Source organism: Paraburkholderia sp. HC6.4b, assembly GCF_014200875.1.
Classification (GTDB): domain Bacteria; phylum Pseudomonadota; class Gammaproteobacteria; order Burkholderiales; family Burkholderiaceae; genus Paraburkholderia; species Paraburkholderia tuberum.
This window is the reverse complement of sequence record NZ_JACHDC010000002.1, coordinates 268228-282843: the sequence shown is the minus strand read 5'-3', so window position 1 is coordinate 282843 and position 14616 is coordinate 268228. Positions and strand designations below refer to the sequence as shown.

16 protein-coding genes are annotated in these 14616 nt (G+C 63.0%); 11 read left to right on the top strand and 5 right to left on the bottom strand.

All coding sequences use genetic code 11. The features are described from left to right. Positions 1 to 135: 135 nt before the first annotated feature. The 7 genes from HDG34_RS03545 (at position 136) to HDG34_RS03515 (ending at position 6170) form a co-directional block, all read left to right on the top strand. On the top strand, positions 136 to 1251 hold the full coding sequence (locus tag HDG34_RS03545; protein ID WP_184057750.1) for a SpoIIE family protein phosphatase: 1116 nt from the start codon (positions 136 to 138) through the stop codon (positions 1249 to 1251). A 12-nt stretch (positions 1252 to 1263) separates the two neighbouring features. Further along, a complete protein-coding gene (locus HDG34_RS03540; RefSeq protein WP_090808073.1) occupies positions 1264 to 1827 on the top strand; it encodes a SiaB family protein kinase in 564 nt (187 codons plus the stop codon). Between the two features lie 19 nt (positions 1828 to 1846). Then, entirely contained in the window at positions 1847 to 2242 is a 396-nt protein-coding gene (locus HDG34_RS03535; protein ID WP_184057748.1) for a DUF1987 domain-containing protein, read from the top strand. Position 2243: 1 nt separating this feature from the next. Beyond that, a complete protein-coding gene (locus HDG34_RS03530; RefSeq protein ID WP_184057746.1) occupies positions 2244 to 2969 on the top strand; it encodes a GGDEF domain-containing protein in 726 nt (241 codons plus the stop codon). Beyond that, on the top strand, positions 2896 to 5100 hold the full coding sequence (locus tag HDG34_RS03525) for a bifunctional diguanylate cyclase/phosphodiesterase (protein WP_260321007.1): 2205 nt from the start codon (positions 2896 to 2898) through the stop codon (positions 5098 to 5100). Before HDG34_RS03530 ends, HDG34_RS03525 begins: the two co-directional genes overlap by 74 nt. Positions 5101 to 5248: 148 nt before the next feature. After that, positions 5249 to 5611, top strand: a complete 363-nt coding sequence (locus HDG34_RS03520; RefSeq protein WP_184057745.1) for a hypothetical protein — start codon at positions 5249 to 5251, stop codon at positions 5609 to 5611. A 241-nt stretch (positions 5612 to 5852) separates the two neighbouring features. After that, the gene (locus HDG34_RS03515; protein WP_184052781.1) at positions 5853 to 6170 is read left to right on the top strand and encodes a hypothetical protein; all 318 of its coding nucleotides are present in this window, start codon (positions 5853 to 5855) and stop codon (positions 6168 to 6170) included. On the opposite strand, the gene HDG34_RS03510 is transcribed toward HDG34_RS03515, so the two are convergent. Next, complete coding sequence (locus tag HDG34_RS03510) at positions 6167 to 6874, bottom strand: Crp/Fnr family transcriptional regulator (RefSeq protein WP_184057743.1); 708 nt, start codon at positions 6872 to 6874, stop codon at positions 6167 to 6169. The genes HDG34_RS03515 and HDG34_RS03510 overlap by 4 nt on opposite strands. Before the next feature lie 100 nt (positions 6875 to 6974). On the opposite strand from HDG34_RS03510, the gene HDG34_RS03505 reads away from it, so the two are divergent. After that, complete coding sequence (locus HDG34_RS03505) at positions 6975 to 7514, top strand: DUF962 domain-containing protein (RefSeq protein WP_184057742.1); 540 nt, start codon at positions 6975 to 6977, stop codon at positions 7512 to 7514. 14 nt (positions 7515 to 7528) lie between these two features. Here the strand turns inward: HDG34_RS03505 and rarD are convergent, their stop codons facing one another. Next, positions 7529 to 8425, bottom strand: a complete 897-nt coding sequence (gene rarD / locus HDG34_RS03500) for an EamA family transporter RarD (protein WP_184057740.1) — start codon at positions 8423 to 8425, stop codon at positions 7529 to 7531. A gap of 560 nt (positions 8426 to 8985) precedes the next feature. Here rarD and egtD point away from each other — a divergent pair. After that, positions 8986 to 9969 carry an L-histidine N(alpha)-methyltransferase gene (gene egtD, locus HDG34_RS03495; RefSeq protein ID WP_184057738.1) on the top strand — a complete coding sequence of 328 codons (984 nt, stop codon included), beginning with the start codon at positions 8986 to 8988 and terminating at the stop codon, positions 9967 to 9969. Between the two features lie 103 nt (positions 9970 to 10072). Here the strand turns inward: egtD and HDG34_RS03490 are convergent, their stop codons facing one another. Next, positions 10073 to 10366 (bottom strand): acylphosphatase, encoded by a 294-nt coding sequence (locus HDG34_RS03490; protein WP_184057736.1) that lies wholly within the window; start codon positions 10364 to 10366, stop codon positions 10073 to 10075. A gap of 138 nt (positions 10367 to 10504) precedes the next feature. Between HDG34_RS03490 and hpnA the strand changes: the two genes are divergently transcribed. After that, positions 10505 to 11515, top strand: coding sequence for a hopanoid-associated sugar epimerase (hpnA, locus tag HDG34_RS03485; RefSeq protein ID WP_184057734.1), 1011 nt, complete (start codon positions 10505 to 10507; stop codon positions 11513 to 11515). A gap of 134 nt (positions 11516 to 11649) precedes the next feature. Beyond that, positions 11650 to 12216, top strand: coding sequence for a hypothetical protein (locus HDG34_RS03480; protein WP_184057731.1), 567 nt, complete (start codon positions 11650 to 11652; stop codon positions 12214 to 12216). Between the two features lie 90 nt (positions 12217 to 12306). On the opposite strand, the gene HDG34_RS03475 is transcribed toward HDG34_RS03480, so the two are convergent. Together HDG34_RS03475 and hpnC are read right to left on the bottom strand one after the other, a co-directional pair. After that, complete coding sequence (locus HDG34_RS03475; RefSeq protein WP_184057729.1) at positions 12307 to 13479, bottom strand: glycosyltransferase; 1173 nt, start codon at positions 13477 to 13479, stop codon at positions 12307 to 12309. After that, positions 13479 to 14345 carry a squalene synthase HpnC gene (gene hpnC, locus HDG34_RS03470; RefSeq protein WP_184057727.1) on the bottom strand — a complete coding sequence of 289 codons (867 nt, stop codon included), beginning with the start codon at positions 14343 to 14345 and terminating at the stop codon, positions 13479 to 13481. Before hpnC ends, HDG34_RS03475 begins: the two co-directional genes overlap by 1 nt. Positions 14346 to 14616: the final 271 nt, after the last annotated feature.

The window sequence follows — 14616 nt, the reverse complement described above, 5'->3', positions numbered from 1 at the left end:
ACATCGACTGGCGTCGCCATGCATGCTGCGTTCTCGAGATTTCGCCGTTCTTCCGCACAGGGTAATCCGCGCACTGCCGGAGACTTGTGCCAGGAAGTTCCATCCGTAGACGTTGAAGATCCCAACTCCGTGGTCATGGAGATCTTCTCGGCGCGCCGCGACATGCAGAGTCTCGCTGTCATCGACGACCACCGTCCCATCGGCCTGATCAACCGCGATATCTTCATGTCGCAAATGAGCAAGCCGTTCCATCGAGAGCTTTACGACAAGAAGAGTTGCATCGCGTTCATGGACAAGGAACCGCTCATCGTCGACGCCGACGTGAGCATCGAAGCGCTGACGTTCAGGACCGTCGAGGCGGGAGAAAAAGCGCTGGTCGATGGTTTCATCGTGACACGTGACGGACTCTTCTCGGGTCTCGGCAGTGGTCTGCAGCTTATCAGTGCGGTCGCGGAAATGCAGGCGGAGAAGAACCGCCAGATCATGCAGAGTATCGAGTACGCCAGCGTGATACAGCGCGCCATGTTGCGTGCTTCCAGCGAGACCCTGTCGATAAAGCTGCGCGACGCGGCGATGGTCTGGGAACCTCGCGACGTCGTCGGCGGCGACTTCTATCATTTCGCGGCCTTTCCGAACGGCTGGTTTGGCGCTGTTGCCGATTGCACCGGACATGGCGTACCGGGCGCCTTCATGACCTTGCTTGCTTCGGCGTCGCTGTCGAAAGCGCTCGAACAGATCGGTCCGCGCGACCCCGCCGCGCTACTGGCGGCCGTCAATCAAAACGTCAAGGGCTTGCTTGGGCAAGTGAACAGTGCCGACGAAGGAACCCAATCCAACGACGGTCTGGATACCGCACTCTTCTGGTTCGACGCCACGGAGAGCGTGCTGCATTTTGCCGGCGCGAGGATCGCTCTGCACATCCTGTCACCCGATGCCGCGGAGTTCGAAACGATCGGCGCCGACCGCATGGGTGTCGGTTATGTGGACAGTCGCGCCGACTATGCGTGGAGCTTGCGCTCGATTCCGGTCACGGCGGGCAGCCTGCTGTTCATCTATACCGACGGCCTCGCCGATCAGATCGGCGGCCCGCGCAACATTTCTTTCGGCCGGCGCCGCGCGCTCGACCAGATTCTCGAAAACCGCGCCGAAACTCCGGCGACGATTTGCGAGCGCGTCCGGCTCGCGCTCGCGGAGTGGCAAGGCAAGCAACCACGCCGTGACGACGTCACGCTTTTCTGTGCCCGCATTTAGCGAATTCCCAGAATGTCCCAACTACTAGAACAAGACAGCGCCTTTTTCGAACTCGCGCAGCGGCGCAACGTGCTCTTCTATCACAAGGGCTACTTCTCCCATAACATCGTCGCGTCGATGGGCGAAGTCGTGAAACTGCAGCTCGAAGTCGCCGGCGTCAGCGGTCCTACTCGCCGCAAACTCTTCTCGTCCTTTATCGAGCTGGCACAGAACATCGTTCATTACTCGTCGAACGCGCTGGAGCCCGGTGGCGAACGGGCAGGCGAGATACGCGAGGGCGCGGTGTGCATCTCCAGGCACGGCGAACATCACGTAATGTTGTGCGTCAATCCCATTGCGACCGCCGAAGTCGAGGACCTGCGAAGCAGGTTGGAGCCTCTGCGTAATATGTCACTCGAAGAAATCAAGCAAGCGTACAAGGTTTCATTGCGCACCGATGCTCCGAAAGACAGCAAGGGCGCCGGGCTCGGCTTCCTGACGATGGCGCGCGATGCGAGCGCGCCGCTTGAATTCGCTTTTCATCCGCGTGCCGACGAACCGGGCACCACGCTGTTTTGCCTCATGGCCATCATCTGAGCAGGAAGGCACACGAACAATGGAAAACCTACACATCCCGGCGACGACGACGTCGCCCGAAGTCGATTTTCGCTTCGACCAACACGCGTTGTCGATCAGGGGAGAGTCTTACCCCGAAAACGCAGCCGCCTTTTACGCGCCGATCATCGAGCAGATGCGCAAATACCTCGCCGCGAACGCCGGGGCCGAGATCACCATCGACGTCGCGCTGACGTACTTCAATAGCTCGAGTACCAAAATGCTGTTCAGCATCTTCGACGCGCTCGATCAGGCGGCGGAATCGGGAAGCCGCGTGTCGATGAACTGGTATCGCGACGAGGAAGACGAGACCATTGCCGAATTCGGCGAAGAACTGAAAGCCGATTTCGGCGCGATCGAGTTCACCGATCGTCCCATTGCGCAGCAGGGAAAGTAAAGTGCGTTCGACCTCTTCCCTTGACGTGTCCTCGGGTGGCGCACCCGATCTGTTCCAGGACGAAAGCACCGCGCTGGCAAAGGCTCGGGCCATGCATTCGATCATCGATGCGGACCCCGCGGAGTATCGCCAGTCGTTGGGCGAACTGATCGAGCACTTCCAGCGCCTGATGCGCGAGACACGGCGCCTGATCGGCCGCAGCGACCGGGCCGAACGCGAGATGCAGGCGCTCGCCCAGCAGTTGGCGTATCGCGCATCGCACGACGCGTTGACGGGCGTACTGAACCGCAGTGCCGTGATCGAACGGACCACCAAGGTGTTGCGCATCAGCAGCGCGGTGATGATCATCCTCGACATCGACGAATTCAAGCGGATCAACGACGACTACGGCCACCCCACCGGAGACGCGGTCATTTCGGGGGTCGTCGATTGTCTGCGCAGAATCGTCGGGGAACAAGGCTTCATCGGGCGAGTGGGCGGTGAGGAGTTCACCGTCTTGCTGCCCGGTCATGAACCGGCCAGCGGTGCCATTCTTGCCGAGCGCATGCGAGAAGCCATCGGTGACTCGCTGGTCGTTCCACCCGTCGAGCGCCGCATCACGGCCAGCTTTGGCGTCAGCATCAACGAGGTCGGAACCTGTTTCGACACCGCATATGGCCTCGCCGATGCGGCTCTGTACCGCGCCAAGCGAAGCGGGCGCAACCGCGTGGAATTTGCCGATCGATAGGCGGATAAGCAGACCCATCGCGCGCCGTTACAGGCAGATCCGGAGCGCCCTAAGGCAAGTCATGCAGCCACCTAAACATTCACTATCCGGGCGGGTCGGTGTTCGCCCGCGCCGGGTTGACGGAAAGGGAAGGGCCTTGGGACAGGAAGCAACGCGCAAAGCCGGTACTGTCATAGCCGTACTTGCCATTCTCGCTGTCATTGCGACGAGTACCTTCCTCGCAATCCGCCAGAGCAGCGAGCAGGACAGTTCGCTTCGGACGATCCAGGCTTCCGGGCGGCTGCGCCACGACCTCGACCAGGTTCAGCAAGTCATGCTCGATGAGCATGCGACGCTCTACACCTCGATCGCAACGGTGCCGCTTTACAACCGCGCCGCTTATAGCTTTCCGATGCTGGAACTGCTCGCGTTGACGCGCGACGCGCGCGAGAGCTGCAGCGAGAATCAGGAATGCATATCGAGGCTGTCGGATCTGGACGACATGGTCGGCAGACTTAGCGAGCTGAGCTTTGGTCTTGCGCGCAAGATCGCGGAACATCCCGGCAGTGTGGCAGTGGGCGACCCCAGACTCGAACAAATCGACGCCTATTTCTATAGCGTTCTCGAGCGGGTCGTCGACGTACGACTCGCGGCCGACGCCAAGGTCGCTTCAGTCGTCAGCAAATCCTCATTGGATGGGAAGTGGTTTACGCGCATGCTGTTGAGCTGCGGCGTCGCTTCGGCCTTGTTGCTGCTTTCGCTGATTCACTGGAACGGGCGCATTGGAGCGCATCTTCGTCGTTCGCTCACAAGACTCGAGCATCAAGCCAGATACGACGCACTGACCGATCTGCCGAACCGGGTGCTGCTCGGCGAACATCTTTCAGAGTCGCTCGTCCGCGCGGCAGCGACAGGTCAGAACGTTTCCGTCCTGTTCCTCGATCTCGATCGTTTCAAGGACGTCAACGATTCGCTCGGACACCGCATTGGCGATTTGCTGCTACAGGCCGTGGCGCGAAGGCTTCAGCGTCTGCTGCGCGCGACGGATTTCGTCGCGCGTTACGGGGGCGATGAATTCGTCATCGTCGCGGAACGGGCCGACGCGAAGCAACTCACCGAAATGCTGGACACGCTGATTCACGAGATGAGCGAGCCGTATCGCATCGGCGAGCACGAGCTTTATCTCGAAGCAAGCATCGGCGTCAGTACTTTTCCACAAGACGGCGCCCAGCCGGAACTGCTCGCGCGAAATGCCGATGCCGCGTTGTACGTGGCTAAATCGCGCGGGAGAAACGGCTATCAATTCTACGAACCGGAGCTGAGCCGGGCGGCCGCCGAGAAGTTGCGGCTCACGACGCGACTGCGGCGCGCGGCGAAAGCCAATGAGTTGTATCTGGCGTATCAGCCGCAAATCGACATGAAAACCGGATGCATCGTCGGTGCCGAGGCACTTTTGCGGTGGCACGACGACGAACTCGGTGAAGTCTCGCCGGCCGTCTTCATCCCGCTTGCCGAAGAAACCGGTCTGATCCAGAACATCGGCACGTGGGTATTGCGGCAGGCGTGTCTGCAGGCGAGCGCATGGGTACGCTCGGGGCTTCCGCCCGTGCGCATATCGGTCAATGTTTCGCCACTTCAACTCGAACGGGCGGACCTTCCAGGCGTAGTGCACTCGGCACTCGACGATGCCCATTGGCCCGCCGAACTGCTGGAGCTCGAAGTCACCGAGGGCACGTTGATGCGCAACGCTGAAGAAGCGCAACGGGCTTTTCGCGAACTGCGCGAACTCGGTGTGTCCATCGCTATCGACGACTTCGGCACCGGTTATTCGAGCCTCAGCTATCTGAAACGCTTTAGCGTCGACCGCATCAAGATCGATCGCGCCTTCGTTTGCGAAATCGGCAGAGACAAGGAACTCGAAGCTCTGTCGCTTGCCATCATCGCGATTGCTGAAACGCTGAGCTTCGATGTCGTCGCTGAAGGGGTCGAGCTCAATGTCCAGCGCGAGTTTCTGGTCCGTCACGGATGCACGGTGGCCCAGGGTTTCCTGTTTAGCCCAGCGGTCTCGCCGGAGGCTTTAGCGCAATTGCTCGGCAAGACCGCGGTCGCGTCTTCATTGAGCGTGGCGCCTTTCCGGGGATTCGCTTTGTGAGTCGCAACATGTATCCGCGCTGACGCACTACTTACGTTTTGTCACCAGCGCGGCGTCAACTCCTGTATTCCGCCCTACGTTAAACCGGCAGCGCTGAAATGATTCAGCCGCGACAAACGAATCCACCGATTCAACCTGGAGTCACATCATGAAGACGCTGTTCGCCGCTGTTGCTTCCGCACTGCTCGTGTCGACCGCCTTTGCTCAAACGGCCGCACCGTCTGCCGCACAACCCGCGCAACCCACGCAGTTGCCAGCCACCGGCCAGGCGAATCTGAAGGCAAGCACCGCGGTACAAGCCGGCGCGACCGCAACGAAAGCGCCTGCCGAAGCCGCTACGCAAAAGCACGTGAAAAAGACTTCCGCCCATACGAAGAAGGCCCACAAGTCCACGGCCAAAAATGCCGTCGAAACGAGTGCCGCGAAGACTAAAACGGAGAGTGCGAAAGAGGCCAGCACTGCCCCGGCGAAAGCCGACGGCGCACAAGCCGACACGACCAAAACGCAATAACACGTGATCGGTTTCGGCGCTGACCGGCCATGCAGGTGCTGTTCAAATAGAAGTTGATCGAAGCCGGACTGTGCCGTTCAGGGAGGGCGAGTCTTATGACTCGCCTTTTTTTATGCCGCGTGTCATTCCCCGTCGTATCTTTTTGCCGACAAACGCGCGAATTTTTGCACCGTCTTTACTCGCGGACGACTACTCTCGAATTGTTCCAATTCACCATCGCGTCGCACCAACGCCGCATCACATGGCTCTTACCCAATCGCTCGACAAGCTCTCGCCGCAACCTGCCAGCAAGCAGGTTCAACACAGCAACGTCATTGCGTTTCCGTCGGCGCGCGCGGCTCTACTCGTGACGCTGCCGCACGCTCACTTGCGCGCACTGCTTCATTCACCGCTCGGCGTCTATGTAATCAACACGGAAACCGTGCGCGAAGAAGACCGCGTGCAACTCGACATCGCGCGCGAAGATCTCCACTTCACGTTGCACATGCTGCTCACCACGTTGCCCGCCGCGACGATCGGTCCATTGAAACGTCGCGTCAGCCACCCGAGCGCGCGTTAAATGCGCTCGACGAGAGACTGTTCACGCAGCTTGTCGGCATCGACGATTTCGATTTCCGCATAGCGCAGCTTCAACGCGCCCTGCGTCTCGAAGTGCTTGAGCACCTGATTGATCGTCTGCCGCGACAACGCGAGCATCATCGCCAGGTCTTCCTGCGGGACCTTCAGCACGTTGCGCAATGCGCCGGGTTCGCCATAGCCGCCCGCCATCAGCAACAGGCGCCGCGCGACACGCGGTGCGGCCGGCAATAGCGCGGCTTCCTCGATCGCCTCGAACGCCAGACGCAACTTGTGCGCGAGCAGCAGACCGAACGCATGCCAGTAAGCCGGCGTGCGCTCGAGCAACGCGGCGAGCGCCGCGCGCGGCACATGAAACAGCGCGGTATCGCGTTCGGCATAGGCGTCGTGGGTGCGCGATCGATCGTCGAACAGCGCGATCTCGCCAAACCAGTTCACCGGCTCGATCACCGCGAGCAACGCTTCCTTGCCGGTCGAACTCGCCGCGCCGATTCTGACGAGGCCGTCGAGCACGCAGTACAGGCCGTCGTCGGCAGCGCCGCGCGTGAAAAGCCGCTGACCTGCCGCGAGAGATTCGACGCGCCCCGCGTCGAGCAATTGCACCCGCAGCTCGGCTGGCGCGGCGCGAAACCACGCGCTGCGCTCGAGCAGCCCGGCAAGCTCCTTCGATGAAAAACGCGCTGTCATGGACGGTATCCGTGGACGGTCGTTGCTGATTGTCGGCTACCCGATGGTTTGAAAATTCGCTGCCCGCGATTATGCTGACTTTGACACAGGAGCGGCCCTGATGAGAACGCTGACGCAGCAACTGACGCAATACGCGGCCTACCATCGCGACCGGCGCAATATCGCCACGCACTTCGTCGGCATTCCGATGATCGTGCTCGCGCTCGCGGTGTTGCTGAGCCGCCCGTCGTTTGGCGCCGGGATGTTCCCGGTCACGTTGTCGCCGGCGTGGCTGCTGTTCGTGGCGGCGACCGTCTACTACCTCGCGCTCGACGTGCCGCTCGGCGTGCTGATGGCCTGCGTCTCGGCGCTCTGCGTCGGGTTCGGCGAGTGGATCGCCGCGCAAACGACGCTCGTGTGGCTCGCGACCGGCATTGGGCTGTTCGTGGTCGGCTGGGTGTTCCAGTTCGTCGGCCACGTGGCCTACGAACATCGCAAGCCGGCATTCGTCGACGACGTGATCGGCCTGTTGATCGGCCCGCTATTCGTGCTCGCCGAAGCGCTGTTCGGTGTCGGCTGGCGTCCCGAGCTGCGCGATGCGATCGAGGCTGAGGTAGGCCCGACGCGCATCGATCCGCAGCGGACCGACGCGCATCGCTGAGCGAGCGCCGTAGTTCAGTTCGACGCGAACCGAACGAAGCGCACGCTGTGCAGCGCGGTCAGCGCGACGGCGATCCAGATCGGCACATAGGTCGCGAGTTGCGCGACGCTCAGCGTTTCGCGCAGCAGCGTGATCGACACGAACACGAGCAGCACCGGCTCGACGTAGCCGAGAATGCCGAACAACGCGACCGGCAACAGTCGGCTCGCCTTCAGATACGAAGCGAGCGCGAGCGTGCTCAACGCACCGAGGCCCGGCAATAGCAGACACCACATTTCGGCGCGGCCGGCGATCGCTTGCAGCGAGCCGCCGCCGAGAATGCACACGGCAGCCACCGGCAGCAGCAACGCCATCTCGACGGTGAACATCGCAAGTGAATCCTGATTGATCTGACGACGCACCACGAAATAAGGCGGATAACCGAGCGCGACGACGAGCGTCGGCCACGAGAACGCACCCGTCACCCACAGTTCGTGAGCGACGCCAACCGCCGCGCACGCGACCGCGAGCCACTGCAACGCGTCGAGCCGCTCGCGATAGTGGAAGCGCCCGACCAGCACCATCACGAGCGGCAGCAGGAAATAGCCGAGCGACACTTCGAGCATGCGCCCATGCAGCGGCGCCCACAGAAACAGCCACAGCTGTACGCCGAGCAGGCCCGCAGCCACGGCCATCGCGGCACCGAGCTTCGGCTGCGTCATCATTTGGACAACGAGCGCGCGCAGAATCGGCAGGCGCTTGCGCACCGCGACGAGCAGCAGCGCGCCAGGCACGGTCCACACGATGCGCCACGCGAAGATGTCGAGGCCCGACAGCGGTTTGAGCAGCGTCGCGTAAGCGGACAATAATGCGAACATCGCCGACGCGCCGACCGACAATGCGATCCCGCGCCTGAAGTCGTTGTGATTCATTGCGCGGTCGGGGATCGATGTGACGCGTGGGCTTGCGGCGCGCGACGCAGGCTCGCGGCGTTCGTTGTCGTCATGAATATGATGTCTCGTGAGCAGACGGCCACGCGGGCAAAGCGGCAGACGCTGCGTTGTCGTTCTGAAGCGGCGGTGCAAAACCGTAGGAAAACGGGCATTCTAGACGGGTTATTCGCCAACGGGCTTGCGCTTTTTCGTCAGTCGGCTGCAATTAGTCGTGCGCGTCGCGCGTCGATGCACTAGAACATAACTTCGTGCGCCGCGGCCGGCGAAGCCATTTCCGGTTCGTCCTCGCCTCGCGCGAATCTTGCTACCCAAGTTTTGCACGCTGTGGCCGGACCACTCGCGACAACGACGTCCACAGCGGCACGCAACGAGCAGCACCCACGAGCCGGGTCGGCGAATGCAGCCTCGAGCGCAGTCTGTCAGGCCGCCACGAATCACCGCCCGCGCATCTCGCCCACGGCATGCCTCAACTGCGTTTCGTCGCGCATGCCACCGCCCGGCAGCAATCCCGCTCATCGAATGTGACTACTGGAGCCAGCATGACCCAGCCAGCCCTATCGCTCAGCAACTCGCCTTCCGAACTGCGTCGCGCCTTCGCCGCCGACGTGTACGCCGGCCTCACCCATACGCCGCAGAAAGAGCTGCCGTCGAAGTATCTGTACGACGAGGTCGGTTCCGCACTTTTTGAAGTGATTACCGTATTACCCGAATATGGCGTCACGCGCGCCGAAGAACGTCTGCTCGCGAAGCACGCGGCCGACATCGTCGAGCATTTGCCGCATGACGTCACGGTCGCCGAACTCGGCAGCGGCAGCGGCCGTAAAACGCGGCGCATTCTCGAGGCGCTGTGTAAAAAACGCCCTACTTCCTACTGCCCGATTGAAATTTCGCGCAGTGCGTTGCAGTTGTGCCGGCGCGAACTCGGTGACATCGAGCGGATTTCGATCGTCGGTTATGAGCGCGACTATCTGGCCGGTCTCGCCGAAGTGAGCCGGCAGCGCGCGCCCAGCGACCGCTTGCTCGTGCTGTTTCTCGGCAGCACGATCGGCAACTTCGGCAGGCTCGCGGCGACGCGTTTTCTGCGCGAGATCCGCAACATGCTCGCGCCCGGCGACGCGCTGCTGCTCGGCACCGATCTGATCAAACCGACGCCGGTGCTGGTCGCAGCCTACGACGACGCGATCGGCGTGACCGCGTCGTTCAATCTGAACCTGCTCGCGCGCGTCAACCGCGAACTCGACGGCGACTTTCCGCTCGATGAGTTCGAGCACGTCGCGCGCTTCAATCCGGACGCGCGCAGCATCGAGATGCATCTGCGCGCGAAGCGCGATATCACCGCTCACGTGCGCGCCGCAAAGCTGACGGTGTCGCTGAAGGAAGGCGAGACGATCTGGACCGAAAGCAGCCACAAGTATCGCGCGGAAGAATTGCCCGCGATCGCCGATGACGCCGGCTTCGTGTGCAGCCATCAATGGATCGAGGATGAGTGGGGATTCGCGGAGAGTTTGTTGGTGGCCCGGTAAGCGCTGACCACGCGGCAAATAACGGCCGACAAAGGCATAAACGAAAAAGCGGCGCGCCCTCCTCTGGACGGCGCGCCGCTTTTTTAACTCGCGCAGCTCGAGCTCAATGCTGCTCGAAGCGCTCGTAACGCCTGTCCGTCACGCGCTCCTCGCCGCTCACTTCGGTCACGCGCGCCGCCGGCGGTCCGTGACGCAGCCACGACAACATCCGGTCGATCTGATTGGCCGGTCCCTGCAACATCGCCTCGACCGAACCGTCGTCGAGATTCGCGACCCATCCCTTGATGCCGAGTGCGTGCGCCTGGCGCACCGTCGCAAGGCGAAAGCCAACGCCCTGCACGGTGCCGCGCACCCGCGCGTAATACGTTTCGATCCGCTCGTCCAGATCCGGGACCATGCCGCTACCTCCTTTTCATGCCAGACAGTCTTTCAAGCCGGCATTCTAGTCGCGTCGCGGCGAGCGCGCTCGGCAACGCCCATCCTTTGCGCGCGCCACGTACAATCCGTCGACCGTTACGCCGGAAATGGAAACAGAATGACCGAACAGAATCGCGATCTCGTGCTCGTGACCGGCGCGTCCGGCTTCGTCGGCTCGTCGGTGGCGCGCATCGCGCAGAGCAAGGGCTTTCGCGTACGCGTGCTGGTGCGCGCGACGAGTCCGCGCAAGAACGTCGAATCGCTCGACGCGGAAATCGTCGTCGGCGACATGCGCGACGAAGCATCGATGCGCAACGCGCTGCGCGGCGTGCGCTATCTGCTGCACGTGGCCGCCGATTATCGGCTGTGGGCGCCGGACCCCGGCGAGATCGAGCGCGCGAATCTCGAAGGCACCGAGGCGACGATGCGCGCGGCGTTGAAGGAAGGCGTGGAACGCATCGTATATACGAGCAGCGTCGCCACGCTGAAGGTGACGAGCTCCGGCCAGTCCGCCGACGAAACCTCGCCGCTTCGCGCCGACCAGGCGATCGGCGTCTACAAGCGCAGCAAGGTGCTCGCCGAGCGCGCGGTCGAGCGCATGATCGCCGAGGACGGTCTGCCCGCGGTGATCGTCAATCCATCGACGCCGATCGGCCCGCGCGACGTGAAACCGACGCCCACCGGGCGCATCATTCTGGAGGCGGCGCTCGGCAAGATTCCCGCATTCGTCGATACGGGGCTGAACCTCGTGCACGTCGACGACGTCGCCGCCGGTCATTTCCTTGCGCTCGAACGCGGCAAGATCGGCGAGCGCTATATTCTGGGCGGCGAAAATCTGCCGTTGCAGCAGATGCTCGCCGATATCGCGGCATTGACCGGCCGCAAGGCACCGACACTGAGCCTGCCGCGCTGGCCGTTGTATCCGCTCGCGATGGGCGCGGAAGCGGTCGCCAAATTCACGAAGCGCGAACCTTTCGTCACCGTCGACGGACTGAAGATGTCGAAGAACAAGATGTATTTCACGTCGGCGAAGGCGGAACGCGAGCTGGGGTATCGGGCGCGGCCTTATCGCGAGGGGCTCGCCGATGCGCTCGAATGGTTCCGGCAGGCGGGGTATCTGAAGCGGTGATCAAGGGATAAGTGAACGGTTAAGTGAAGGGCTGAACAGCGGCCGTAAGCATTTTGTTACAAGTCCCGCGCCGGCGACGGGTCCAAGCCCGCTCGCAGCGGGTAAAATCGCGGGTCCTACCTGAGAAACCTCGCATGAATCTTCACGAACAGCTCGGCGCGCTGGAAATGGGCGTCGACCAGCTCATTCAGGCTGTCGTGGCCACGCAGGCCGAGAACACTCCCGAGACAAGCGCTGACGCTGCGGCATCGCCCGCGGCGGTGGAGCATGCCGCGCACGAAGCAGCGGCGCAAGCAGCAGCGGAACAGCCCGCGAGCACCGAAGCAAACGCAGAAACGCACGCCGAAGCGATCGATAAGCCGGCCGCCCCGCAGTTCCAGCCGACGCTCGAAATCAACCGCCCCGCGCGCGACGAAATCACGATGACGATCGGCGACCAGACCGTCGCGCTACGCCCGGATCAGATCGGCCGGCTGATCGAGGAACTGTCGAACGCACGGGCCTCGATGACGCCGGAGCAGCCGCAAGGCATCCCGCCGGGCTGGCAATTTGTCTCGACGAAGAATCCGATGATGGCCGTGCAAAAGCAGTCGAACGGCGACCGCTTGCTCGTGATGCGCCACACCGGCCACGGCTGGGTGCCGTTCACGTTCTCGCCGGACATCGTGATCCAGATGTACATGATGCTGACGAACGCGTGATGAAACGCACTACGTAGAAAAAGCGGCCTGGAGCCGCTTTTTTTACGTCTGCCTTCTGCATCCGACGAGCGCATCGGCCATCGACAGACTTCAGCGCTCCTGCACTGGTGCCTGCACGCGCGCCTTCCACTGCCCACCCTTGCCACGCCAGTAGCGCACCGCCGATGCGAACGTTGCGCCGACATAGAACAGCGCCACGAGCGGCAGAAACGGCGCCCACAGCGGTGAGCGCCGGTAGTAGACGAGCATCGGCGCATAGGCGCAGCACATTGCCGCCCACGCGATCCAGGCCGGCCAGCCGAGCGGCCCGAGGATCAACGCCGCGACCGGCGGCAACAGATAGATGATCGCCATGCCGACGAGCGTGCCCGCGAGCAGCAGCGGCGAGTAGCGCAGCTGCGTGAACGCGGTGCGCGCGATCATGTTCCAGATGTCGCGCCAGCTATCGTAGGGACGCAGCGACACGCTCTTCGCCGCCAGATCGAGCCGGATCGGATGACGGCCGGTGCCACGATGCTTGATGCGCGCGGCAAGGCTGCAATCGTCGATCAGCTCGGCGCGAATCGACTCGATGCCGCCCGCTTCCTCGAGCGCCGCGCGGCGCACCAGCATGCAGCCGCCCGCCGCGGCCGCGGTGCGGTTGCGTGGATTGTTGACCCACGCGAACGGATACAGCTTCGCGAAGAAGAACACGAAGGCCGGAATCAGCGCCTTTTCCCAGAACGAATCGCAGCGCAGCCGGACCATCAGCGAGACGAGGTCGCGCTTTTCGGCATCCGCGCGCGCGACGAGCTGCGTCAACGCCTCGGCGGGGTGGCCGATGTCGGCATCGGTCAGCAACAGGAATTCGGCCGGCAGATCGAGCGTGCGCACCGCCTCGATGCCCTGCGACTGCGCCCACACCTTGCCGGACCAGCCCGGGGGCAACGGCTTCGCGCTCAGCACGGTGAGGCGCTCCGGACATTGCAGCCGCAGCGCTGCGGCACGCGCGGCGTCGGCGGTGCCGTCGGTGCTGTGATCGTCGACGACGATCACGTGGAACGCGCCTGCGTAGTCCTGCTCGAGCAGCGACGTGACCGCCTCGGCGATCACGTCGACTTCATTGCGCGCCGGTACGACGGCCGCGACGGCCGGCCATGCGTCGCGCGCCGCGATGGCCAGCGGCGCGGCGGGGCGCGCGCGCCAGAAGCCGCCACGCGCGAACAGCAGCACGCACCAGATCAGCAGGGAAACACACGAAAGAACGAACAGGACCGCCGCCATTAAGCATTACCCTCGATTGAGCGCGCCGCCATGCCGACGCGTCTGGATAGTCGCATTTTCAGGGTGCGCGCCGCCACCACGCACCAGTCGAACAGATTGAGGACCGGGCGCGCGCGGAACACATCGTAATCCGCGCGCTCGATGCGCTCGAGAAACCGAAAGCCTGCATGCACCGCGCCGCACAGCTCGATGCCGAGCCGCCCCGGCATGCGCAGCGCGAGCGGTGCGCCGCGGACCAGCGTGGCGCGCACGAACGCGATTTCATACGCCATCAGCGCGCGCCACGCATCGTCGACGACACCATCGGCAATCTGCGCCTCGGTCACGCCGAAGCGGCGCAAATCGGCTTGCGGCAGGTACACGTGCTGTCGTTGCCAGTCGGCGGCGACGTCGAGCCAGAAGCTGATCAGTTGCGACGCCGTGCAGATCGCGTCGGCATCGGCAAGATTGTGCGGCGTCGCCGCGCCAACCAGATGCAGTAGCAGATGCCCGACCGGATGCGCCGAGCGGCGGCAATAGTCAACGAGCGCGGCGCGATCCGCATAGCGATTCGTATCGATGCCCTGCGCGCAGCCCTCGAGCAGATCGTAGAACGGTTCGAGCGGCAGCTCGTATTGCGCGACCACGCCAGCGAGCTTGCCGAACAACAGCGCATGCACGGGCGCGGCGCGCCGTTGCGCGATCGCGTCAAGCCCGGCGCGGAAATCGGCCAGCCGGGCATGCCGCTCGGCGGCGCTCCACTGGCCTTCGGCGGAGATATCGGCCGCAGTGCGCACGACCTGATAGATAATACCGACAGGCGCGCGTAGGGCCTTAGGCAGCAACACGCTCGCGATCGGAAAGTTTTCGTGCTGATCGACGTCCATCCAGCGAGCCTCGAAACCATTCTGTAATACGGCGCGATGTCCGCGCGGCAAGGATCGGTAGTTTAAGGGTTCCGCCGTGACGGTGCAGTGTGCGGTCATGGTCGGGCGCGTTAAGAGGCAATCCCGCGCTGACTCCTTACATCTTTGTAACGCTCGCCGCCCCGGTCCTCCGCACGGCCCAGCGGGTGCGGCAAGCGGCCAACACACGGGCCGCAGCAAAAAGCAAAGTGGCCCCGATAGCGTTAGAATGCGCGTTTGGTTTTGCTGTACC

Coding starts and splice junctions, on each gene's coding strand:
- HDG34_RS03505 (WP_184057742.1), top strand. CDS start 6,975: ATGAGAACGCTGACGCAGCAACTGACGCAATACGCGGCCTACCATCGC.
- hpnA (WP_184057734.1), top strand. CDS start 10,505: ATGACCGAACAGAATCGCGATCTCGTGCTCGTGACCGGCGCGTCCGGC.
- HDG34_RS03540 (WP_090808073.1), top strand. CDS start 1,264: ATGTCCCAACTACTAGAACAAGACAGCGCCTTTTTCGAACTCGCGCAG.
- rarD (WP_184057740.1), bottom strand. CDS start 8,425: ATGAATCACAACGACTTCAGGCGCGGGATCGCATTGTCGGTCGGCGCG.
- HDG34_RS03475 (WP_184057729.1), bottom strand. CDS start 13,479: ATGGCGGCGGTCCTGTTCGTTCTTTCGTGTGTTTCCCTGCTGATCTGG.
- HDG34_RS03525 (WP_260321007.1), top strand. CDS start 2,896: ATGGCCTCGCCGATGCGGCTCTGTACCGCGCCAAGCGAAGCGGGCGCA.
- hpnC (WP_184057727.1), bottom strand. CDS start 14,345: ATGGACGTCGATCAGCACGAAAACTTTCCGATCGCGAGCGTGTTGCTG.
- HDG34_RS03510 (WP_184057743.1), bottom strand. CDS start 6,874: ATGACAGCGCGTTTTTCATCGAAGGAGCTTGCCGGGCTGCTCGAGCGC.
- HDG34_RS03480 (WP_184057731.1), top strand. CDS start 11,650: ATGAATCTTCACGAACAGCTCGGCGCGCTGGAAATGGGCGTCGACCAG.
- HDG34_RS03490 (WP_184057736.1), bottom strand. CDS start 10,366: ATGGTCCCGGATCTGGACGAGCGGATCGAAACGTATTACGCGCGGGTG.
- HDG34_RS03535 (WP_184057748.1), top strand. CDS start 1,847: ATGGAAAACCTACACATCCCGGCGACGACGACGTCGCCCGAAGTCGAT.
- HDG34_RS03520 (WP_184057745.1), top strand. CDS start 5,249: ATGAAGACGCTGTTCGCCGCTGTTGCTTCCGCACTGCTCGTGTCGACC.
- egtD (WP_184057738.1), top strand. CDS start 8,986: ATGACCCAGCCAGCCCTATCGCTCAGCAACTCGCCTTCCGAACTGCGT.
- HDG34_RS03515 (WP_184052781.1), top strand. CDS start 5,853: ATGGCTCTTACCCAATCGCTCGACAAGCTCTCGCCGCAACCTGCCAGC.
- HDG34_RS03545 (WP_184057750.1), top strand. CDS start 136: ATGGAGATCTTCTCGGCGCGCCGCGACATGCAGAGTCTCGCTGTCATC.